20 protein-coding genes are annotated in these 23,018 nt (G+C 56.8%); 6 read left to right on the top strand and 14 right to left on the bottom strand.

Annotated features, from left to right (window positions below):
• Positions 1 to 242 precede the first annotated feature (242 nt).
• Positions 243 to 1,523: a lactate racemase domain-containing protein gene (locus ACK2JC_RS19695; RefSeq protein WP_331681272.1), complete on the bottom strand. Its 1,281-nt coding sequence runs from the start codon at positions 1,521 to 1,523 to the stop codon at positions 243 to 245.
• 601 nt (positions 1,524 to 2,124) lie between these two features.
• Between ACK2JC_RS19695 and ACK2JC_RS19690 the strand changes: the two genes are divergently transcribed.
• Complete coding sequence (locus ACK2JC_RS19690; RefSeq protein ID WP_320937693.1) at positions 2,125 to 3,240, top strand: hypothetical protein; 1,116 nt, start codon at positions 2,125 to 2,127, stop codon at positions 3,238 to 3,240.
• A gap of 95 nt (positions 3,241 to 3,335) precedes the next feature.
• On the opposite strand, the gene ACK2JC_RS19685 is transcribed toward ACK2JC_RS19690, so the two are convergent.
• The 9 genes from ACK2JC_RS19685 to ACK2JC_RS19645 all read right to left on the bottom strand — a co-directional run bounded on the left by ACK2JC_RS19685 (position 3,336) and on the right by ACK2JC_RS19645 (position 13,192).
• Complete coding sequence (locus tag ACK2JC_RS19685) at positions 3,336 to 4,088, bottom strand: DUF2087 domain-containing protein (RefSeq protein ID WP_320937694.1); 753 nt, start codon at positions 4,086 to 4,088, stop codon at positions 3,336 to 3,338.
• Between the two features lie 321 nt (positions 4,089 to 4,409).
• A complete protein-coding gene (locus tag ACK2JC_RS19680) occupies positions 4,410 to 5,846 on the bottom strand; it encodes a hypothetical protein (protein ID WP_320937695.1) in 1,437 nt (478 codons plus the stop codon).
• Between the two features lie 111 nt (positions 5,847 to 5,957).
• Positions 5,958 to 6,875 carry a dihydrodipicolinate synthase family protein gene (locus ACK2JC_RS19675; protein ID WP_107435307.1) on the bottom strand — a complete coding sequence of 306 codons (918 nt, stop codon included), beginning with the start codon at positions 6,873 to 6,875 and terminating at the stop codon, positions 5,958 to 5,960.
• Between the two features lie 179 nt (positions 6,876 to 7,054).
• Entirely contained in the window at positions 7,055 to 7,504 is a 450-nt protein-coding gene (locus ACK2JC_RS19670; RefSeq protein WP_320937696.1) for a YhcH/YjgK/YiaL family protein, read from the bottom strand.
• Entirely contained in the window at positions 7,501 to 8,511 is a 1,011-nt protein-coding gene (locus tag ACK2JC_RS19665; protein ID WP_320937697.1) for an oligopeptide/dipeptide ABC transporter ATP-binding protein, read from the bottom strand. Before ACK2JC_RS19665 ends, ACK2JC_RS19670 begins: the two co-directional genes overlap by 4 nt.
• A complete protein-coding gene (locus tag ACK2JC_RS19660) occupies positions 8,512 to 9,540 on the bottom strand; it encodes an ABC transporter ATP-binding protein (RefSeq protein WP_320937698.1) in 1,029 nt (342 codons plus the stop codon). It abuts the gene before it with no gap.
• Positions 9,541 to 9,552: 12 nt separating this feature from the next.
• A complete protein-coding gene (locus ACK2JC_RS19655; protein ID WP_024735935.1) occupies positions 9,553 to 10,446 on the bottom strand; it encodes an ABC transporter permease in 894 nt (297 codons plus the stop codon).
• 19 nt (positions 10,447 to 10,465) lie between these two features.
• Positions 10,466 to 11,425, bottom strand: a complete 960-nt coding sequence (locus ACK2JC_RS19650; RefSeq protein ID WP_118755471.1) for an ABC transporter permease — start codon at positions 11,423 to 11,425, stop codon at positions 10,466 to 10,468.
• Positions 11,426 to 11,557: 132 nt separating this feature from the next.
• Complete coding sequence (locus ACK2JC_RS19645) at positions 11,558 to 13,192, bottom strand: ABC transporter substrate-binding protein (protein ID WP_227169550.1); 1,635 nt, start codon at positions 13,190 to 13,192, stop codon at positions 11,558 to 11,560.
• Between the two features lie 347 nt (positions 13,193 to 13,539).
• Here ACK2JC_RS19645 and ACK2JC_RS19640 point away from each other — a divergent pair, with 347 nt between their 5' ends.
• Together ACK2JC_RS19640 and ACK2JC_RS19635 are read left to right on the top strand one after the other, a co-directional pair.
• Entirely contained in the window at positions 13,540 to 14,397 is an 858-nt protein-coding gene (locus ACK2JC_RS19640) for a MurR/RpiR family transcriptional regulator (RefSeq protein ID WP_092364226.1), read from the top strand.
• 274 nt (positions 14,398 to 14,671) lie between these two features.
• Positions 14,672 to 15,454, top strand: a complete 783-nt coding sequence (locus ACK2JC_RS19635) for an MBL fold metallo-hydrolase (protein WP_320937699.1) — start codon at positions 14,672 to 14,674, stop codon at positions 15,452 to 15,454.
• 122 nt (positions 15,455 to 15,576) lie between these two features.
• On the opposite strand, the gene ACK2JC_RS19630 is transcribed toward ACK2JC_RS19635, so the two are convergent.
• The 3 genes from ACK2JC_RS19630 to ACK2JC_RS19620 form a co-directional block, all read right to left on the bottom strand.
• Positions 15,577 to 16,452 carry an ROK family protein gene (locus ACK2JC_RS19630; protein WP_320937700.1) on the bottom strand — a complete coding sequence of 292 codons (876 nt, stop codon included), beginning with the start codon at positions 16,450 to 16,452 and terminating at the stop codon, positions 15,577 to 15,579.
• A complete protein-coding gene (locus ACK2JC_RS19625; protein WP_118755472.1) occupies positions 16,449 to 17,162 on the bottom strand; it encodes an N-acetylmannosamine-6-phosphate 2-epimerase in 714 nt (237 codons plus the stop codon). Before ACK2JC_RS19625 ends, ACK2JC_RS19630 begins: the two co-directional genes overlap by 4 nt.
• 389 nt (positions 17,163 to 17,551) lie before the next feature.
• Positions 17,552 to 17,950 (bottom strand): PaaI family thioesterase, encoded by a 399-nt coding sequence (locus ACK2JC_RS19620; protein ID WP_092364216.1) that lies wholly within the window; start codon positions 17,948 to 17,950, stop codon positions 17,552 to 17,554.
• Between the two features lie 817 nt (positions 17,951 to 18,767).
• On the opposite strand from ACK2JC_RS19620, the gene ACK2JC_RS19615 reads away from it, so the two are divergent.
• The 3 genes from ACK2JC_RS19615 (at position 18,768) to ACK2JC_RS19605 (ending at position 20,166) form a co-directional block, all read left to right on the top strand.
• Positions 18,768 to 19,226 (top strand): spore coat associated protein CotJA, encoded by a 459-nt coding sequence (locus ACK2JC_RS19615; protein WP_368274896.1) that lies wholly within the window; start codon positions 18,768 to 18,770, stop codon positions 19,224 to 19,226.
• 68 nt (positions 19,227 to 19,294) lie between these two features.
• On the top strand, positions 19,295 to 19,549 hold the full coding sequence (locus tag ACK2JC_RS19610; protein ID WP_034589513.1) for a spore coat protein CotJB: 255 nt from the start codon (positions 19,295 to 19,297) through the stop codon (positions 19,547 to 19,549).
• Positions 19,549 to 20,166, top strand: a complete 618-nt coding sequence (locus ACK2JC_RS19605) for a manganese catalase family protein (RefSeq protein ID WP_227169554.1) — start codon at positions 19,549 to 19,551, stop codon at positions 20,164 to 20,166. The genes ACK2JC_RS19610 and ACK2JC_RS19605 overlap by 1 nt, the downstream gene beginning before the upstream one ends.
• A gap of 210 nt (positions 20,167 to 20,376) precedes the next feature.
• On the opposite strand, the gene ACK2JC_RS19600 is transcribed toward ACK2JC_RS19605, so the two are convergent.
• On the bottom strand, positions 20,377 to 22,866 hold the full coding sequence (locus tag ACK2JC_RS19600; RefSeq protein ID WP_320937076.1) for a glycoside hydrolase: 2,490 nt from the start codon (positions 22,864 to 22,866) through the stop codon (positions 20,377 to 20,379).
• Between the last annotated feature and the right edge of the window lie 152 nt (positions 22,867 to 23,018).

Raw genomic sequence — 23,018 nt, 5'->3', positions numbered from 1 at the left:
GCGCAACTTCTTACGATTCTACTATAAATTCCGGTAGAAGTAAATGGTACTGCAAACGTTCCCGTCTGTATTCCCGGTCGCGAAAAAAAGTGTAATCTCCCGGTCCTTGCGCTCTGACCGGAAAATTACACTTTTTAATCCTGCCTGGGCCCGGCGCAGGATTTTCTACAGATCCGATAACAGCTTAAATTCTGACCCAGGTATTCTTTGCTGCATCACGAATTGTTTTCATTTCCGCCCCCTCAGCAGCGGCTTCGCCAGAGCCCCAGCGCCGGCGCTTTCACCAAATAAATCTCCTCCCCGTCCGGCATGACCTGACGGCCCTCTGCAAGCCGGTCCACCGGATAACGCGCAAGCGCCCGGGAGACGTCCATGTACCGGTATCCCACGCCCTCGATCTCCTCTCGTGTCATATTGGCTGGATTCACCGCGTAGGTGATGGTAAAACGGTCCTCTGAAGAGCTGTGGATCATGTGGGCCGGAACCATATCCGCTCCCGCAAACGCCCCCTGTTCCACAAGCTTCATGGTATAGGGCGTCCCGCGGTAACCGTACCTGCGGATCAGTCCGTCCACCTCCGGGTTCTCCCCGAAATGCCTGAGGCCCGGCGCAATCACCAGCAGCTCCCCTCCGTCCTCAATCATCATTCTGGTGCGGTACACGGATTTGTTGCCCACCCAGGTGGAGGAAAATTCTCCCGGCTCCAGATAGGCCACCACCTTTTTCACCCGCGCTGGCACCTCGGTGACATTCCAAATCTGCGCCAGATCCGCAGCCTCCTCGAACACCCGCCTGGAAGCCCCGCCGTATACGCCGTGAACCAGCGCCCGTCCGTTCTCGCAGGTGGTCACGGTCAGGATGTACGCCAACGGCACGTCCTTTAAAAACATCTCCTCCGCATAGTCGAACAATTTCCGCACCGGCGTGTCCACATTCCCCATGATAGTTTCCAGGCCGCACACCGCACCGATCATGTGGCTCTCGTTGATCATCCGGCGGCCGCCCAGGCCCACCAGGATATTCTTGCTGTAATTGGCCATCCCCACCACCTCGTGAGGCACCACCTGACCAATGGAAAAAATCAGATCGTAGGTCCCGTCCACAAGGCTGCGGTTTACCTCCACCGGCACCCCTTGGCTGCACCGCCCGCCGGTGACCTCCCGGACATACGAACCGGGCACCGTCCCCAATCTCACCGTTTCGCTACGCCAGTCGTGGTGTAAAAACGCCTGCTCCGGGATATTCCCGCCAAAGAAATCAATCTGTTCCTCCCGGCTCATGGGCCGGTGCGTTCCCACCGCAGGCATAATCTCCACCCGGGCAGAATCGGACAAACGCCGGTACAGACTGGCCGTAATAAATCCCGCATAGGAATAGCATCTGGTAATGTCAGGCGGCACCAGAAGGACCCGGCGGGCCGGCGGCAGCTGGACCATAAGACCGTCGATCACCCGCTCCACTTCCCCGTCCGTCAATGTCCCGGTTCTGCTTCCCATCCCGCACTCCCTGATATGATTCAGCACGCTCTCACGTCCTCCCTTTTAACCAGAAGCCCGGCTTATCCCCGCAGCCCCCAGAATATTGCTAGCATTCATAGGATGAATATGGTTTATATTTAACACACCGCACCTTTCCTGTCAATATTCATTTCAAATTCATGGGATGTTTTCATCAAACCGCATTCTTTCCCACCCTGTCTTTTTTATGCTATAATAGTGACAGAACTGAGCCGTCCTTCCAGACGGCAGATCGGAGAATTCTATGAAACATCACCACCACCGCACCGCTCCCATCCGCACCTCCTTGGCCCTCGCACTAAGCCTGGCCCTATTCACTTCCGGCTGCACCGCCGTCCCAGGCACCGGCAGCGATAATACTGCCTCCCCAACGCCGTCAGCCTCAGCAGCATCGGAGGCAGTCGCAGATGCAGCCCCGGACTCCACCGCAGACGTACCCCCGGATGACGCTGCGGATCCAGCCACGGATGCAGCCGCAGACGCTGCCCCAGGCACGCCTTCAGCCGAGCCCCCTGTCTCAAACACTCCCGCGGACTCCCCTCCGGTCCCCCGTCTACCCCAGACCGGTTTCCAACCCGAGGACTTTATCCCGGGTGGCTGGGCCCTCATGGATACCGTAGCCCTGGACTACAATCAGGACGGCCGGATGGACTATGTGGGCGTGCTGCAGATGGAAGGCAGCGACATTCCGCTGAAAACGCCCCGCATTCTGTTCGCCCTGGCCAGCAGCGAAGAGAGCGGCTACCGTCTGGATTTCCAGGATGAAAATCTGATCCGTACCCGGGATGAGGGCGGCGTGTTCGGAGACCCCTACGTTCCCCTCACCGCCGGGGAAACCACCTTCACCACCAACGCCTACGGCGGAAGCGCCTGGCGGTGGTCGGAGGCCTACACCTACGCCTACCGGGACGGCGGCTGGTATCTGTCCAAATCCCACACCACCTACGGTTACGGCCCTATGATCACCTCCGAGACTTTGGACGACTACGAGACCGGCGTGGGAATCCGCCGGGAACGCCGCAGCGACATTGAGAATCTGGAAAACCTGGACTCCGATGAATTCGACCTGGACTATCAGGTGCGCCTGGACGCCCCGCCGGATATCGTCCAGGCGGGAAAACGCTGGTGGCTCTCCCCCGACCGGCTGACCGACTGCCCGGTCAAAACCATAACAATCGCCGACGGAATCGACCTTGACCGCTCCGCGATCACGCTTCCTCTGGACGGCGCCATTCACTACCGGGATGAAAATGTGATCCTTTACACCTTTTCCACCCCGGCCAGCGAAACGAACTACCTGGCCTGTTACCAGGAATACGGCCAAAGCCTGACCGTGGCGGCGCAGAGCACGGAGGAGATGCCAAACTTCGACGCCTGCCTTGCCTATAAGGGCAAAATTTACTACGCTATGGACGTAACCGCCCTCGTCCACCTCCGGGGCGCGGACCAGACCTCTGTTCCTTCCATGGATACCGTAGCCCAAAAACTGTTTCGCATGAACCCGGACGGCAGCGGCAAACAGGAGCTGTTCGAGTACCGAATTGCCGCGCCGGGCGAAACCATAGATGACGAATACCTGCCCTATCTGTCCATGAGCTGCGAAATCACCGGCGACGAGATCATTCTCCAGGTCTACGTCGGCGGCCGCCCGCATCCCTATTACCGGATGGATTTGGACGGCGGAAATGTCCGCGAAATCAGTTTCCTGCCGGACGAAAACTGACGCGGCCAGGGAAAGCACCAGGCCAGATTTCCATTCCCCACCACTCAAAACGCCGGGCTGGATGACCTCCCTGTCACCGGCCCGGCTCTCCCGTCCTACTCTCTCACCCGGTAAACGCTGCCGTCCGCCGTCCGTTCCATAAATCCATACTCAATCAGCGCCCTTCGCAAGGACGGATAGTCCTCCTCATAAATCCGTTTTAAAATCCGGTTGACCTCCGTCTCTGTATAAACGGCGTCCTTCTTAAAATTTTTAATTACTTCCTTCATCACAATGATTTTCTTCTTTGCCCTGGCCGGAAATTGACGGATCGCCCCATTTTCATCCAGATAGGCGGCTAGCGTCTTTTCCGTCTCCTGATCCGTAATATTAAACCGCGCGTCAACCATAGCGGCCGAAGCCGGAACCTCCTCGATGGAGCCCGTGTCGCTCTTCCCGATCCCCCGCTTCGTCTCCCGCTCCAGCGCGCCCATCAGCGCCAGGAACATTTTGGCCTGCTTCTCCTTCTCCCGGAGATTGAATCGGTGATTCCGCACCGTGGACAGCGCGATCCCCGCGGCAGCGCTGATCTCCTTATCTGACTTTCCCTCCAGAATCAGCTTCAAAATCTGCCTCTGCACCTCCGTCACCCCGATCACGCCCGGCTCCTGGTCCACCAAAAACTCCGCCATAGACCCATGCTCCCTCAAAACATGCTGCCGAACCGCCCCCCAAGCGTCAAACATTTCCCCGTCCAGCTCATAAATCCTGCCTTTCTCAAAACATCTCCCACAGGCCACGCATACGAACTGTTCTCCTTCATCCGCATAGCCGTTTATGATATCTTCCAACGCATAATTCCAAATCATATATACCCCTCCTTTTTCTTCATAATATCATCAAAACAATATTTTGTCTATATATAAATAGATATACTATATTTAAATCCATTTAAAACAAATTTCTGTTCTCCTGAATAGCACGAAAAGCGATACCCATTTCAATATAAAACAAGCCGGGCCATGCGATTAAAATAATGCATGGCCCGGCTTGTTTTTTATTGAAATGTTGTAAAAACAACAAAGCAGTTGGAATTTATATTGGGAATACGGCGAAAGAAGGATTGGCGATTTTTGCACTTAGCACATACCATTTTTTGTCACTGGTTCCCCTTGTGCCCGTCCTCCCGTCTACTCCGCCCCCTCCCAAAGCCGATGCTCCGCCATTTCCACATCGCCTCTCAAGGCCCAAAGCTTCACGTTCCGCATTCTCAGCTTCAGGCTGACCTTCTCGCCGGCCAGCTGCTCCATACCCCCGGCGAACCGAATCGACCACCAGCCGTCGGCCTTCTGCTCCACCCGGCTGTCGCTGTAGGAGAAGCCGTCGAAGGGCTGGCTGTTCCAGAAAGGCGACAGCTCCGCTTCCAGCTTATACTCGCCACCGTGCTCCACCACGTCGGCCAAAATCTCCAAACTTCCTCCCGACACCCGCAGGCGGCAGGTGGCAATCACGCTGTCCCTTTCCGGCTGCCGCGGGGTCAAGGCCGCGAATTTATCCGGCTTCCACTCCGCCCGCCCCAGGGAGCCGTCCCGCCAGTTGGTGTGGCGGCCGTTGCTTCCCATGTAATAGACCCACATTTTACCGTCCGGCGACATCACCGGCGGGGAGGCGTAGATGCAGCCGCAGTCAAAGTCCCCGTCCGGGTAGGCGCCTGCGCCGCGCTCAATCAAATGCTGTCCCGCCGCCACGAAATCGAATTTGGCCGGGTCCGCGGCCCAGGCCAGCTCCAGGTCCACACAGTCGAAGTCCTCCGCCAGCCGGTCGCCCTCGTGGATCATGGACGCCAGCCCTAAGTACAGGTTCCCCCAGCGGAAGGCGGGCATGGCGTAAATCTGATTCTCAAACCCATTTCCCCGAAGCGTTTCCTGTGGCTCGCTCCAGTGCAGGAAGTCCTTGCAGCGGCTGAGGGTGGTGATGCGGATACCGTCTTTCCAGATTCTGGATAAAAGTGCGTAGCAGTTTTGTTCCTCGTCCCAGAAGGGCAGATTGTGGCTGTCCGCAGGGGGATTGTACTCCGGCCAGGGGATGGGATCGCACCAGTCCAGGCCATCGGAGGAAAAGGACACCGCCATATAGGCCTGTGTCCCGGGCTGATCCATCTTGGTCACCATCTTGTAGCGTCTGGATTTATCCGAGTCCCGCTCGTCAATCATCACGCCGGTTCCGTGGGCGTAGGCGAAAATGAGATTGTTCTCAGTGCTTCCATGCCACTTCACCCGGCCCAGGGACGGCTTCTCCCAGTGGATTCCGTCCCGGCTCTGGGCGTAGGCCAGCCCGGGGGCCCGGTCGGGCCTGGGAATGTAGTCCCGCCTGCCCCGCTCCTGAAGGTCCGCCAGGCGGCTGTCCTCGTCCTCGATGAACAGGGTGTAATAGCAGCGGTAAATACGGGCCTCTTCATCGTAGAGCACGTTGGGATACCCGTTGTCGATGCGCACCTCCCAGGGCTGGTCCTGGGTGAACAGCGGATTGTGGGCCGAGTCCTTTACCGGACGAGCCACCTCCATGCGGATATTTTCCATCGCCTGGGGGCTCAACAGACGCCGGTCCAGCATCAAATATTTTTCCATGTCGTTTTTCTCCCGTCAGATTGTAGTGCAAATGTATTGGTGCGGACAAACGTTCCGGGCGGAGGGCGTGCGCCCTCCGCCCGGTCACCGGCTGTCTCACCGTTCTCTCAATCAGCAGTATTTCTCAACCGCAGCCGCGATCATGTCAGCGCACTCCTTCACGCAGGGCATATCGCTCTGTGCCAGACCAGGCATGGGTTTTCTCACGCTGCCCAGGTCCAGGCCCTCGCGAATCTTCAAAATCTCCTTCATCACCGCGTACAGGTTGCCCTTGCAGGTGCACATCTTGTAGATGATTGCGTCCGCGGCGTACTGAATCTCGCGGGCGGCGGGGATATCCCCGGATTTCACCAGCTCAAAGATCTTTAAATACAGCTCCGGCATCACCGCGTAGGTTCCGCCGATTCCGCCGTCCGCGCCCATGGCCAGGCCGCTGACCAGCTGCTCGTCGGGTCCGTTGAACACCACGAAGCCCTCGCCGCCGTCCATTTTGAACATCTGGATATCCTGTACCGGCATGGAGCTGTTCTTCACCGCCACGACCCTGGGATTTTTTAACATCTCGTGGAACAGTGGCATGGTCAGGGCCACCCCGGCCAGCTGGGGAATGTTGTAGATCACAAAGTCCGTGTTCGGAGCCGCGGAGGAGATATCATTCCAATACTGGGCGATGGCGTACTCCGGGAGATGGAAATAAATGGGAGGAATCGCCGCAATGGCGTCCACGCCCAGGCTCTCCGCGTGGGCCGCCAGTTCCATGCTGTCCGCGGTGTTATTGCAGGCCACATGGGCGATCACCGTGAGACGTCCCTCAGCGGCCTTCATCACGTGCTCCAGCACCAGCTTGCGCTCCGCCACGCCCTGATAAATGCACTCGCCCGAGGAGCCGCCCACATAAACGCCCTTCACGCCCTTTTCAATCAGAAAACGGGTCAGCTTCTCAACGCCCTCGGGGCTGATATCGCCTTTTTCATCGTAACACGCGTAAAACGCAGGAATCACACCTTGATATTTTGTTATGTCTCTCATGATTTTGCCTCCATTGTGGGGTCCAAACTGCGCCTGAATCCCAGTCATATTCTATGTTAATAAATTTTATGGGGTGTGGGGCGGCGTTCTACCGCCGGGCCCGAGCCTGCCAGCGAGTCAGCGGCCTACCGCCGGGCCAGCGCCCCACCTCCGGGCATCCGCCCCCTCACATTTCCCTCTCAAACCCGAACCTTCACCACCGCTTTTTCCACCTTCACCGCGCCGCCGTTCTCAATTTTCACCATGTGCGCGTCCTCCGGGAACACGATCAACACCTTGCCCGGCTCCATGGGAATTTCCGTCTCCACCGGGCCGTGGCATTCGATGTTGTCGGCCTCGCGGTCCACCTTCGTCACGGTCAGCTTTTCAATGGGCGTTACACCGATGAACTCCCGGCCCTCAACCAGCAGATGGATATCCGCGTAGTCAAGGTGGGCCTCAAAAGCGGCCTCCTCCTGAGCCATGGTCGTATAGTGGAAACGGTTCACAAACACGTCCTCCCCGTCCACCTCATTCCGCCCCGGAACCAGCAGCTCCAGTCCATTTTCCAGCAGATAACCGATGGCAGTGTCCAGCTGGGGGCAAATCCCCCTGTAGCGGTCCAAATGTTCCATATCCGTGTAAATCACGCCTTCACCGCCTCCTCGTCGTACAGATGGCAGGCCACCATGTGGCCCTCGGCCCCGTGGTGCACCATGTTCGGCGCCCGGGTCTTGCAAATCTCCATACATTTGGGGCAGCGGTTGTGGAAGGGGCAGCCGTCCGGCTTGTGAATCGGGCTGGGCACCTCGCCCTCCAGCACCTGGCGCTTCTTCTTGGTGTGGATGTCGGCCACCGGGATGGCGGACAGCAGGGCCTTGGTGTACGGGTGCAGCGGCTCGTCGTACAGCGCCCGAGAATCCGCCACCTCCACGATACGGCCCAGGTACATGACCATGATCCGGTCGGACATGTACTGCACCACGGACAGGTCGTGGGCGATGAACAAATAGGTCAGGTTCATTTCCTTCTGAATTTCCTTCATCAGGTTCAGCACCTGGGCCTGGATGGAAACGTCCAGGGCGGACACCGGCTCGTCGCAGATCAGCACCTCGGGCATGACCTCCAGGGCCCGGGCGATACACAGACGCTGGCGCTGGCCGCCGGAGAACTCGTGGGGATAGCGCATCAAATAGTCGGGCTGGATGTTGACCATTTTAAGCACCTTACGCATCACTTCCTCCCGCTCCTCTAAGGTGTCGATGCCGTGAACCTTCAAGGGCTCCTCAAAGGAGGAATAAATCTTCTTCTGGGGGTTTAAGGCGGAGTAGGGGTCCTGGAATACCATCTGGACCTTGCGGCGGAACTGGAACATCTCGTCCTTGTTGAACTTGGTGACGTCCTTGAACTCCCCGCCGAAGTTGAACATCACCCGGCCGCCCGTGGGCCGCTCCAGCATCATGGCGGTTTTGCCGAAGGTGGACTTGCCGCAGCCGGATTCGCCCACGATTCCCAGAGTCTCGCCCTTGTAGACCTCCAGGCTCACATCGTCCACCGCCTTCACATGGCCCACCACCTTTTTGAACATTCCCTTGGTGATGGGGAACCATGTCTGTAAGTTTTCGATCTTGAAAATGACTTCTCTGTTATCCTTCATCTATTCCACCTCCGGGCAGGAACTATACTTCAGGCAGCGCACATGATGGCCGGGCCCCACCTCGTAGCAGGGGATTTCGCCTCTGCGGCAGAGCTCGATGCATTCGGGACAGCGGTCGGCGAACTCACAGCCGCCCTTTAAATCCGCCGGGTTGGGGGTGGCGCCGGGGATGGTCTCCAATTTCTGGCCGTCGGCCAGTCCCAGCACGGGCACGCTGCGCAGCAGCGCTCTGGTGTAGGGGTGGCTGGTGCGGTCGAACACGTCCTCCAGGCTTCCGAATTCCACCACCCGGCCCATGTACATGACGCAGACCTCGTCCGCCATCTCCGCCACCAGGCCCATATTGTGGGTGATGAGGATAATGGACTTGCCGTCGTTGACCTGGAGATCCTTTAACAGCTCCATGATCTGGGCCTGTATGGTCACGTCCAATGCCGTGGTGGGCTCGTCGCAGATGATCAGCTCAGGGTTGCAGATCATGGCGATGGCGATGACCACGCGCTGCTTCATTCCGCCGGAAAACTGGTGGGGATAGCAGTCGATGCGCTCCTCCGGGTCCGGGATTCCCAGCTTCTTAAACATTTCCAGCACCTTTTCCCGGGCTTCCTTTTTGGTCATGCCCTTGTTGTGCTGCAGCAGTCCCTCCGCCACCTGGTCGCCCACTTTGTAAACCGGGTTTAAGCTGCTCATGGGGTCCTGGAACACCATGGCCATGTCCGGGCCGCGCAGGGCGCGCATATCCGGGCCGTTGGGGTCCTTGACGCTCTCCAAGTGGTACTCCTTCACCTTGCCGTTTTTCAGGGCGTTGTACTGGATGTTCTCAGCGTCCACAATGGCGTTTTTGCCCAGAAACCGCATGATGGAGTTCATGGTCACGCTCTTGCCGCAGCCGGACTCGCCCACCACGGCCAGGGTCTTGCCCCGCTTCACCTGGAAGGAGACGTCCTTGACGATGCGCACTTTCTTGCGGTCGGACACAAATGTGGTATTTAACTTCTTAACGTCTAATATAATCTCTCTGTTATCCATGCCATCTCCTCCTTACTGCTGCTTCGCGTCCAGCACATCCCGCAGGCCGTCGCCCAGGAAGTTGATGGCCAGCACGAACAGGCTGATTGCAAGTCCGGGGAACAGCCAGATCCACCACTGGTTGGTCACCACGGAAACGGACTTGGCGGCGTTTAAAATGTTGCCCCAGGTGGGGGTACTGTCCGCCACGCCCAGACCGATGAAGGACAGGGCCGCTTCCTGCAAAATGAAGAACGCCACGTTGGTTGTGGTGGAAACGATGATGGGGCTCATGACGTTGGGCAGAATCTGCTTGAACATGATGTTGTTCTTGCTCATTCCGAAGGCCTCGCAGACCTTGACGTAGGTCTCGCCTTTGATGCTCATGAACTCGTTGCGCACCATACGGAAGGTGGTCATCCAGCCGGTGAACACGAAGATGAACAGCAGGTTTCCAAGGCCCCGCTTGTTGACGATGGCCACCAACATCATGACCAGCACCAGCTGGGGAAACGCCTGGAAAATCTCGGAGATACGGATCAGCGCCGTGTCCATTTTCCCGCCAAAATATCCGGCGACAGCGCCTAAAATCGCGCCGATCACGGAGCTCATCACCGCGCAGAACACGCCGATTAAGATGGAATAGCAGCCGCCCACCAGCACTCTGGCGAACAGGTCCCGGCCGATGGTGTCCGTGCCGAAAAGATTGGCCCCACTGGGCGGTTTTTTCATGTTGGGAAGCATGGGGGTGTTGTAGTCCACGCCCATGATAAAGCCCACGATGCAGGCGATGGTGATCAGTACCACCACGATCAGGCCGAACAGGGCCAGCTTGTTGTTCATGAACTTGCGCACGTTGCGCTTGAACATGGAGGAGGCTTCATTTTTATTCTGATCCTTGATACTCGCAGTTGTTGGATTGCTCATTTATTTACTCCTCCTCTCATCACTCGCCGAGACGCACTCTGGGGTCTAACAGGGCGTTGAATACGTCCACCATAAAGGAACAGATCAGCATGGCCGCCGCGATGATCAGGGTGGTGACCAGCACGATGGGATAGTCGCCGGACACGATGGCGTTTGTCATGGTCAGACCGATTCCGGGATAGGAAAATACGCTCTCAATGACCACGGAGCCGCCCACCAGCATGGGAATACGGAACACCAGGATGACCAGAACCGGCTTCATGGCGTTGCGGAAGCCGTGCTTTAAGTATACCTTCCACTCCGGGATTCCCTTGGAGCGGGCCGTTTTGATGTAGTCGCTGTTCAGCACGTCCAGCATGGTGTTGCGGGCGTAGCGCATGAGCACGGCCACCATGCCGATGGTCAGGGTCAGCACCGGGAGGAACAGGTGTTGAAAGGCGTCCACAAAGGCATTGGTCGCGTCGGGGCTGACGCGGTTGCCGGAGGGGAAGATCCCAAGCTTGATGGCGAAAATCTGGATCAGGATGATTCCCACTAAGAACTGGGGAACCGCCTGGCCGAGCACCGCCAGCACACGGCCAACGTAGTCGATCACGCCGTTCTGGCGCACCGCGGAAATGATGCCGATCCCGATGCCGATGATGGCGGAGAGGACCAGAGAGTATCCGGCCAGCTCAAAGGTGTAGGGCAGGCGGACGCTGATGATGGAGGCGATGGAGGAACCGTCGAAGGAATATCCCAGGTCGCCCCGCAGCACGCCGCCCAGCCAGCGGAAATACTGGATAATCAGCGGGTCGTTCAGGCCCAGGGACTGGCGCAGGGCCTCCACGTTCTCCTTGTTGGCCGAGAGCATTTCCGGGCTGACCATGAAGTTGATGGGGTCAATCCCGGTGAGCTGCAGTCCGAAGTACACAATAAAGCTGATCAGCAGCAGCATGGGAATCATCATGAGCAGCTTTTTGGCAATAAATTTCAGCATTTTATCACTCCAATCTTACCTGAAGGCAGGCGGCGGCGCTTTTTGCGTGTAAAAAGGGAGACAGGAGATAATCTCACTGTCTCCCCCTTCGCCGTTTGCGGTGGTTGCCGCCTGAAACTTTATCGTTTCACGTTATTTTGCGATCTCCCAGTTTGCGAAATCAAGATCGCTCATGTACAGCGGGTTACAGAACTGCACGCCCTCGGGCAGAACCACATGGTTGCTGGTGAAGATGTAGGTACCTACGGTGAATACCGGAACCTTGTACGCCTTCTCCTGCTCCAGATCCTGAAGCTGCTTTAAGATGGCGTTGCGGTCCTCGTCCTTCACGGCCTTGGACAGCTGGGCTACCAGATCGTCGAAGGAGGTGTCTCCGCCGAAAATGTTGGCGAACAGGCCGTCGGTGCTCATATACTCGGTGTACCACTCGTCGATGGAGAACGCGCTCTTGCCCTTGAAGCCCACGTCGTAAGCTCTGGTGGTGAACAGGTCGGTGGTTCCGTCGTTGGACAGGGTGGCTTCCACGGTCAGGCCGGTCTGCTCCAGGTAGTAAACGACGGTATTGATCAGGTCGATGGTGGTCTGGTCGTTGTTGTAGTAGCAAATCTTCAGCGGGCGGCTCATGTCGTAGCCGCTGGCTGCGATGTCGGCCTTGGCTTTGTCTGCGTCGAAGGTGTACTCGAAGCCGTTGTAGGCCGGGTTGCTGTTGGGAACGCCGCTGTTTAACACGTTGGCGTTGGGATACAGGGTGGCCAGGGCCGAGCGGTCGATGGCCTCGATGATGGCTTTTCTCACCGCCACGTTCTGCATGGCCGGGTTCTCATTTCCGTCGATTCCCTTCATATTAAAGATGAAGTATTTGTAGAACAGCACATCCACCTCGTGGGCGGTGAAGTTGGACATTCCGTTCAACGCTTCCACCAGGTCGGCGGCGTTGCCGAACACGTAGTCCGTGTTGCCGGACTGGGCGGCGGTCACATAGTCGGATACAAAGTAGCAGATCACCTTCTGGATCTTGGGAGCCGTGCCCTCGTAGTTCTCGTTCAGCTTCAGGGTGAAGTAGTTGCCCACATTTAACTCGTCCAGAGCGAACATGCCGGAGGTGACGGGGTTGGTCCAGAACGGATCGGCTTCCATCTTTAACGGGTCCGCGCTCTCTAAGGAATGCTTGGGCAGGATGGCGAACTGGGCCAGAACGTTGAGCATGGCCGCGTAGGGAGCGGTCAGGGTCAGGGTGATGGTGTTGCCCTCGGTCTTGATGGAATCAATGTTCTTGAATGCCGCGGTGTAGATGGAGTTGATGGTGGCGGCTTTGAGGCCGGTCTCGATGGACCACTGCACGTCGTCCACGGTCAGCGGCTCGCCGTCGGACCATTTCAGGCCGTCCTTCAGGGTGATAGTGTACACCAGGCCGTCGTCGCTGACGGTGTATGTATCGGCCAGATCCGGCTTCACCTCGGTCAGGGTGCTGTCCGCCAGGAACAGGGCCCGGTACATCAGGTTGGTGGCCATGATACGGTTGTACCAGGGGGTGGGGATGCGGTCGTCGGTGGTGGAACCGTCCCCGGTGGTCACCGCCAGCTTCAGGGTGTCCGCTCCGGCTGCGGGGGCCTCGGCGGTTCCGGTACCTCCGGCGGTCTCTCCGGCCTTCTCCGTCTGGGCCGGGGCCTGGGTTCCGGATCCCGCGTCTGTTTTGCCGGATCCACATCCTGCAATGGTGGCGGCTGTCAGGGTGGTTGCCAGCAGCAATGCTAACATTTTTTTCATTTCGCTTCCTCCTTTATTCTGAGAGACTACTCTTGTCTCACTTGCTAATAACAATATACTATTTGTGAAAATAATTTTCAATATATCATATTCATGAAAATATATTTATTTTTTATGCAGGTTGCACAAATATCTCGTTTTCTTTTTGTCAAACCAAGCATTTTCAGGGGTCTTAACATCATTTTAGCGTGGCCTTTATGTCCGAACAGGCTGTTTTATTTGAAAATAATTTTCTATTTTTATAAATATTGGTTGTTTTCTTTTCAAAAAGAAGATATAATTTACTCGTATGGTAAAGCTTACTGATTATTTTCAGGCTCAGGTTATCGACAGGAGGTGCCACAGCTATGCAGTCAAACATTTTAGACTTCATTTCCCAGCAGTACAATACCATGACCCGTTCTTCCAAGAAACTGGCGGACTACATTTTCACCAACAAGTCCATGGTCCAGTACATGTCCATCACCTCCCTGGCGGAAGCCAGCGGCGTTTCCGAGGCCACGATCACCCGCTTCTGCCGGGGGCTGGGGCTGGCGGGCTACAATGAGTTCAAGCTCGCCTTAGCCAGAGTGGATCACACCACGGTCACCGGAGATCCCACGGACACCGGGGCCGCCGTGACCGACGGGGACAGCTTTGAAAATGTCTGCCGCAAGCTTTACCAGACAGATGTGAAGGCTATGAGCGAGACGCTGGAGCTGATGGACACCGACAGTACGGCTAAAGCCGTGGACCTGCTCTCCGGCGCCCGGCGGGTGTTCTGTTTCGGCCAGGGAGGCAGCAACGTGATGGCCATGGAGGCCTGGGCCCGCTTCTCCACCGCCTCCTCTCAGTTCCTCCACATCGAGGACTCCCACATGCAGGCCATGGCCGCGGCCCTCTGCGACGAGCAGGATGTGATCCTCTTCTTCTCCTACTCGGGCAGCACCCGGGACATGCTGGACGTGCTGCGGCCCGCGAAGAACGGCGGGGCTAAGATCATTTTAATTACACATTTTTCCAATTCTCCGGCGGCGGCCCTCTCGGACGTGATCCTGCTGTGCGGGTCAAACGAAAGCCCGCTGCAGTCCGGGTCCATCGCGGCGAAGATCGGGCAGATGTTTATTATCGATTATTTGTTTTATGCGTATTGCCTGAAGAATCCTGAGAGGTGCGCGAAGGCGCGGGAGGCGACGGCTCAGGCGACGGCGAGGAAATTGTTGTAGCGGTGTGAGGGGACGCGGCTTGGGCTATTGTCACTCCTCAAGCGCTGAAGCCCGAAAGTTGCTGTAGTGGTGTGAAGGGACATGGCCGAAAGGAACGCGAAACCTGACGCGGCCGGAAAGCATTTTGAAAATATAATTCGGAAATGCGGCATTGAATGTGCAAAGAAGCAGATTTCAGTGCCGTATTTTTGTGGATTTTGGGACAGCAGTTGGGGGCGGTTTCTGTTATACTGGAGAGGCGGGAAAACATAAGTTCAGGGAGGATGGATTAAATATGGATACGAAACAGAAGGAAGAGAAGGATTGGTTCACCATCGACCGGATTGACCCAAACACGGTGATTCTCAGCGAGTACCGCCACTGGGAGGAGACTCACTGCTATCTGCTGGTGGGAAATGAACGGTGTCTGCTCATCGATACCGGGCTGGGCATCTGCAATATCCACGAGGAGGTGGCGCGGCTGACGGACAAGCCGGTGGCGGCCGTGGCCACCCATGTCCATTGGGATCACATTGGCGGGCACCGGTATTTTCCGGAATTTTACGCCCATGAATTGGAGCTGAATTGGCTGAACGGGGAGTTTCCGCTGTCGCTGGAAACCATCCGGGAAATGGTGCTGGACCGCTGCGACCCGCCGGAGGGGTATGATGTGGGAACTTATGAATTTTTTCAGGGAACGCCCACGCGGGTGCTTGGGGACGGGGACGAGATCGACCTGGGCGGCCGGGTAATCCGGGTGCTGCACACGCCGGGCCACGCCCCGGGACACATGTGCTTCTGGGAGCCGGAGCGGGGGTATCTGTTCACCGGGGACCTGGTGTACAAGGACGTGCTGTTCGCCTATTACCCGTCCACGGACCCGGAGGCTTATCTGGATTCCCTGGAAAAGGTGGCCGCTCTGCCGGTGAAGCGGGTGTTCCCGGCCCACCATTCGCTGGAGATTGAGCCGGAGATACTGGGGCGGATGCGGGATGTGTTCCGGGAGCTTAAGGCGGCAGGAAAGCTGAGGCATGGAAGTGGGAAGTTTGATTATGGAGATTGGGGAGTGTGGCTGTGAAATAGGTTTTTGGATGGGGATGTAAAATGCCAACCGCAGGGCCCGGGACAGGGAACTTCGGTTGGCATTTTTGTGGATTGCAATGGGCCGCCGGGGCAACCTGCGGGCGATTGTTCGAATCTTTACAACATCTCTTCCGCCAGATGCGCGGCTCCCAGGAGGCCGGCCTGGTTGCCCAGACTGGCGCGCGCTATATTTACCTTCCGGAATCCGGGTGAAAGCCTCGGGATCAGGCGTTCCTGCACCTGTTCCAGCACATAGGGCTGTACCATGATTCCGCCGCCCAGCACGATCCGGGACGGATTAAAAATGTGGATCAGGGTCACCAGACCGGTTACGATCTCGTCGATCCATTCATCGATCACGCGATGGACCTCCGGCCGGTCAAAAGCCGCAAAAACCGCCCTGCCGCTGGTCAGCCCAGGGTCTACCGCCAGGGCGCGTTTCACCAGGCCGGTGGTGGAGGCGTATTTCTCATAGCAGCCGCTGTACTCCACCACCAGGTCCACCGCTTCCGGATGAGTCACGATTCCCCCGAAGCTTCCCGCGGACCAACTGCTGCCGGTGTAAATCCGCCCGTCCAATACGATGGCGCCGCCGACGCCGGTACCGTAGGTCAGGCACAGGAAATCGGGATAGCCCTTGCCCGCGCCGAACTGCGCTTCGCCCAGAGCGGCCGCGTTCACATCATTTTCCACGGCGACCGGCACATGAAACGCATCCTCCAGAATGCGGCGCACTTCAATCCCCGTATATCCGGGGATATTGTCGTTGGCATAATAGATACTGCCCCTGACCGTGTCCACCTGCCCGGCGGTGCTGATGCCGATGGCGTCAAAAGGCGCGTATTCCCGCAGAATGTCTACCGCCCGCTCCATCAGACGTGCGCCGCCCTCCCTGGCATTGGTATCCCGCTCCCCTTCCCGGGACAGGCGCTCCCCGTCCCAGAGGCCGGATTTGATGGAGGTTCCGCCGATATCCAGCGCTGCGATTCTCATGCCCTGCCTCCTCTTGCCGCTTCGATGGCCGACATAAAGCGGGTTGCGATCTCCAGAGGCCGGGTGATCGCTCCGCCCACCACGATGGACCAAACGCCTGTTTCAAGCGCTTTTACCGCCTGCTCCGGGGTGTGAATCTTTCCCTCTCCGATCACCGGGATGTCCACGTCCGCGGCCAGACGGCGCATCAGCTCATAGTCCGGTTCATCCAGCCTGGGGGTGTAATCCGTGTAGCCGCTCATCGTGGTGCCTACAATATCCACACCGCATTTCCAGGCGTTGACGCCCTCCTCATAGTTGGAAATATCGGCCATCAGCAAAATGTCCCCGTGGCGGTCGCGAATCTCCTGGATAAACTGGTTGACGGTTTTCCCATCTCCCCGTTTGCGCAGGGTGCAGTCCAAGGCCACCACGTCGGACCCGGCGGCCAAAAGATCGTCCACCTCTTTCATGGTGGGGGTGATATATCCCTCGTAACCGGGGTACTGAATCTTGACCAGACCGATCACTGGCAGACCTGTCTCCGCCTTGATCTCCTCCACATCCCGGATGCTGCTGGTGCGGATCGCGGGTGTGCCCGCCATCTTGGCCGCCCTGGCCATCAAATACATGACGGATCGCTCTTCCTCGTACAGCGGCTCGCCTTTTACCGCCTGGCACGAAATAATCATCTGTCCCCGAATGCTGTCAAAAAATGCGTTCTTGTCCATCCTCATACCTCTCCTTAATATGTAAGTCTGGTTACGGTTTCATGTTAGTTTCATTATAGCATTATTAAAATTATTTTCAATAATTTTTAAAATAAAAATTATTAACATTTTGTTAGGAATAGTCCTGGGAGAGGGAAAGATGAGGGGACGCGCGAAGGGGCCGGCATTTTGGGACTTGTGAAGGAATGTATTCTGTTATTTTTCCTGCGGAAAGAGTCAGTCCGACGGGAAACGCTGTGCATGATCCGGGAAAAATTGTTTTACATGGTTATAAGGGCTTTCCGCGTTCCCTTACCGGAACAGCTGCCCGCAGGCTGCGCCAGCGGTCCATTGCATACAACGAAAAAAAGCTCGCACAAGTGCGAGCATTTATCTTCAAAAGGGCTATTTTACCGCTTAATAAAACCGTCGACCGTTACCTGGGCCACCTGGGTGCCCAGTTCATCATTTACTTCTACTAAATAGTAACAGGTATTAAATCCTTCTTTTACCTTATGGGCCTCCGCGATCAGCCGTTTGCCCTTTGCAACTCCCAAATATGTAACCTGACTGGTCCGGGACACGTGAATCGTCCCCTGCCAATTAGAAGCCACTGCGAACGCAAAGTCGGCCAGCGTGAATATCGCGCCCCCCATCACGGTGCCTGTGGCATTCATGTGCAGCTGCTGTAAATCCAGCGAACATTTTGCATATCCGTCTGATATTTCATCGATCACCGCCCCATTTTCCGTTGCAAACCGGTCATGGCGGAAACGCTCCCGTACTTGATCAATTAATTCCATCTTCATTCTCCTTCTGTATCCCCGTTTCTAGTTATCACTATATAGCAGCATCGCGAGACTTGTCAAATAAAGATAGTATAAAGATAGAGCTTTTTTCGCGGCGTGGGGCGTTCAAACCAAGCAATACGTCCGCGGGCTGCCGCATTCAACAATGACCCGCAAGCTGCAGCGGGGATGTTCCATGCAGCAAGCGCCTTGCAGGCGGCTCATTGCGTACAGCAAAAGAGGGGCCAAAGGCCCCTCCCTGCTGTCCACTGAGGATCAGCCGTTACAACCACAGCCGCTGTTGGACGCCGTATCCGCAAGCGCGACACCTCTGCCGCAGGTTGCGTCATTGTATCCGGCCCAATAGCCGTTGCGGAAGCCCTCGCGGTAACCGGCCTGGTAGGCGCGTCTGACTTCCCAGTTATTTCCACAGCCGCATCCGCAGCTACTGTTGCTGCCACAGCCACAGCTGCTGTTGTTTCCGCAACCGCAGCCGCTATTGCTGCCACAGCCACATCCGCTGTTGCTTCCGCAGCCACAGCTGTTATTGCCGCAGCCACATCCGCTGTTGTTTCCACAACCACAGCCGCAGTTACAGCCACATCCACACCCACAACGATTTCCACATCTACCAAAACTAAAGCAACACATATATTTGATCTCCTTTTATTTTACTTGGTTGTACTATATCATATGGGACAGGGAGACAAAGTGTGCATCGCTTGTCTGAGGCGGAAATTTGCCAAATTCCGAAATAGGACATCGTCTTTTCCGCACTCCGCTCTGCCCCGCTCATAAACTATAGTAGAAAAAGCCAAACGAAAGGAGTATTCACCCTATGGATTCTTATACAAATGTAAGCGGACAGTGCTGTGGGTTCTGTGGACGCACGGTCTGTGCTCCGTCCGGCAGAAACTGTGGCTGTATGCAGCAGGACCCTATGCCGCTTCCTTCTTATTCCTATGACCAGAACTGGAACAATTCCTCAATGCCAATGCCCACCCCGTCTTTCCGCTCCGACAATATGAGCGATGTAATGCCGGATTACACCTATATGCCGGCACCGGCCCCCGTGCCCGCGCCCGCTCCTGCACCGGCTCCTGCACCGGCCCCCGCTCCTGCTCCATTATGCCCCAACACTTCCGTTGGTCCTTTGGAACAGCAGTACCCGGTAGCAATGGCCTATGTGCCGTGGCAGCAGTGGCAAACCACCTACCCCCTGGATCAGGCCCTTATGCAGGGCACCATTTTTCCGGAGTTGGATTTACAATTTAATTACGGGAGGTGCAGCAAATGATCAACTCTGCTTCTGATTACAGAACAACACGCGGCGGCGCTGAAGACTACGTGGTCTCCGGCCAGGCAATGGACACCCGTGAATCGATGATGCAGCAGGTCTACCAGACCGGCTTCGCGGTAGTGGATGCACAGCTGTTCCTGGATACCCATCCCTGCGATCAGGCCGCTATGGCGTATTATCAGCAGGTCAGTTCCATGTACCAGGATGCGGTCAGCGCTTTCACCGCTCAGTTCGGCCCGCTGGATGCACCGGACAGCAACGATACCACATACTGGTCCTGGATCAGTGATCCATGGCCCTGGGAAGGAGGATGCGTCTAATGTGGAAGTATGAAAAACGGTTGGAATTTCCGGTGAATATTAAGGAACCGAATGCGAAGATGGCAATGTTTATTATGAGTCAGTATGGGGGACCGGACGGAGAAATGGGCGCTTCCATGCGCTATCTCTCCCAGCGCTACACCATGCCCTACAAGGAGTGCAAAGGCGCTCTCACCGATATTGGAACGGAAGAGCTTGCCCATCTGGAAATCGTCGCCACCATCGTTCACCAGCTCACCCGCAATCTGACGGCCGAGCAGTTGGTGGAACAGGGCTTCGGCCCCTATTACATTGACCACGGGACCGGCATCTGGCCCCAGGCTGCCGGAGGAATCCCCTTCAATGCCTGCGAATTCCAGTCCAAGGGCGACGTGATTACGGATTTACATGAGGATATGGCCGCGGAGCAGAAGGCGCGCACAACCTACGACAATATCCTTCGCGTAGTCAAAGACTATGACGTATGCGAACCCATCAAATTCCTGCGGGAACGCGAAGTGGTGCACTACCAGCGGTTCGGCGAACTTCTGCGGATCACCCAGGACCACCTGGACAGCCGCAACTTCTACGCCTTTAACCCGGAATTCGATATCCGGCAGGACACCTGCAACCAGTAATTCGCAATTAATACTCACGTTTCATTCACCGGCGCGATAAGCGCCGGTGAGTCAACAATGCCCGCATACAGAACCTAAAATCCAAGACAGTACAGCCAGCGGCAAGGCCCAAAGGCGGCGCAGAACATGCAGGAATCTCCCTTGAAATGCGCACGGTGCCATAGCACACAATGAAGCCGCCGCGCCCCCATTATCCGCCCTCCACTTCCTCTACCGATTTTCCGCCTTCACCTCCGGCGTATACACCAACTCCATCCCCTCCCCCTGTATCAAAACAGAGTGCCCGGGAATTTCTATATCTCCATACCGCCACGTTTCCTCCCCAAAATTGGCAACCGCTCTCAGGTCCTGGCCATAGCCGGTCATCTGCACCGCCCCATCCCCGGACAAGTAGGCAAATTCCGTCATTTCCCTGGTCACCGCCCGTTTGCTGAAATCCGACCAAACCTTATGATGGCGCGCAATATCATCCCCGTACCGCTCCCACTCTGCGCGATCCAGATGGTACAGCGGCGGAACATTGTAAAGCACCTCCCTCACCATGCGGTCCCCTGTGGCTCCCATCACTTTGAAGGTGGACCAATCCCAGTGGTAACTGGTGATCACAGAATCATTGTAGACCAGTTTAAACAGCGGCACATCGTAGCGGGGATCGAGAAACACCGTCCGGTACGGCTCCTTCACCGGCACCCGCCTGGAAAAATGCTCCGGCACCCCGCCTTTAGAATTGTAATATTTTCCCATATAATACTCGCTGTCCCGGTTCTCATTCATATCCTGGTCCATCCAGGCAAAGGATTTCAGCTCAATACCGTGGGCAAAGGCCACCGTTGACGCGGCGAAATCGTTTCCGCCTTCCGAGCCTACCACCAGACCATAGGTATCGCGGATATAAGCCAGCCGTTCCATCCTGGCCGCCAGATCCTGCTCCTGAGTGGTGACATGCTCCGGCGAATAATCGTCGTAAATTTCCCCAAACGCGTCGCAGTCCACAAACCAGGAGCCAAATGGAAGTCCTGTGCCCATGATCTCCCCCATCCGGCTCTTCACCGCAGGCAGCGCGAGGGTGGGATTCAACTTCCGGCCCACATTTTTAAATCCCTTCACCGGCTCCCCGTCCGGCCCGGTCACAACCGCGTCCTCATAAAGGCCCGCATCTGAAAACTTTGCGGTGATCCACTGCTCCTTTCCCGGCTCATGAATCGAATGATAGGAATCGTAAGCCCCCAGGAGATAGCCCTGCTTTTCCGCCTGCCGCGCCAGCTCCGGCTTCACATAAGCCTGTTCCCAGCTGTTAAGCCCGATCCAGGCCTGCCCGATTCCGGCCTCCTTCATCTCCGCCAGAAGCCCCGTCGTCTCCTTCTCCAGCCAGGTGTCCACCGAGTGAAATACATCCGGCATATTGACCGCCAGCGCATTTTGATTCAGCCCGATCTGCCGGTAAGGGCTTGGTTCCCCCTGCCCGTCCAGCACCGCCCGCATTTCCTCATTATGCTCGGGAAATACCTCCGGCTCATAAAAGTCCCCCCGTTTAATCACCTCCGTCAAATATGAGCAGATGGTATATTTCTGATATTCCGCCACATAATCCTGCTTTCCCAGCTCAGCAAATACCGCCTTCGCCTCCGTCCCCATTTCTGATTGATCAAAAAAAGACATAATATGCCGCATAGCCGGCGTACCCATGGCCTGCCGGAACGCGGGCCAGTTGATGTCCTCCGGCGATACCGCCAGGTCCCCGTGGAGATAAATATGGGGCGCACCATACAGATTGCGCACCGCCGGATTATCCCCGGCCTTCTCCTCCAGGGTCACAAATTCACCCGTTTCCTGTACATATCTGCGGTAAACCTTGGCCACCGCCGTCGGATCATTTTCCGTCACGTAAATGCGGTAACGGTTGGTCCGGTTTGGGGAGATCGCCGGGTAACGGTGCTCCACCCCAAAGCTTACCTCCGGCCCGGACGAAAAGTTCAGGCTGGTCCGATAGGGATGTTCCATGATAAAAAGCACCGCGTAATCCCCGTATACCGAGGCCCAGAACGGCATAGACAAGGCTTCGTTCACGGCCAATTCCTGCCCGTCCAGGAACATTTTCCACTCCGCCTGATCGGAGACGACCCGTTTTCCCTCTCCCATGGGAATATAATAAAGCCCGGCGGATATCTCCGGCCACCGGAACGCCTGGTCCTCCTCCGTCTCAGCCCCGATCTCTACGCTAAGATAATCCTCCTCCGGTTTGACCGCCACCCGGATCTTTTCCTCCGGGTACCGCCAGCTCACGCCGTCCTCCCCGGTTTTCACCTGCTCCGTCCTGCGCTCATCCGAGGCCCCGGCGGCCGGAAGAGCCTGCCCGTGCACATAAAGCGTCAGCGAAAAGTCCTCAGGATTCACCTCATAGTCGAATTCCAGCCCCCGGGCTCGGGCGTCCTCCTTCGAATCCGCGTTCCCTCCGCCCGATTCCCGGGCCAAACCCGCCCCCAGGGCCTCCCCAGACAAAATTCCCTGCCCGGCGGCACCTCCCGCCGTTCCCGACGGACCTTCCGTTCCCCGGTCTCCTTCCACCCCCAGCACGCCCCCCGCTCCGTCCCGGCTTCCATCCTCCACCGGCGCCGTTCCCCGCGCCCCGCATCCCACATTCACCAAAACGCACGCCCCAAACAGGCAAAGCCCCGTTATAATCCGTTTTCTCAATCTCATGATCATTTCCTCTCTTCCGCTTCCTCTTCCGTCTGCACAAACGCCTGACAACCTCTACACGAACGCCTGGCCGCCTCCATACAGACGCCGCCCAGTATACCCTCCCCATATGACATTCCTGTGACAAAACACCAACCAAATTCCAACCCTCG

The organism is Enterocloster lavalensis (genome assembly GCF_046603895.1).
In the GTDB taxonomy this organism is placed as follows: domain Bacteria; phylum Bacillota; class Clostridia; order Lachnospirales; family Lachnospiraceae; genus Enterocloster; species Enterocloster lavalensis.
The sequence above is the reverse complement of the archived record's forward strand: the minus strand, read 5'-3'. Positions and strand labels throughout refer to the sequence as shown.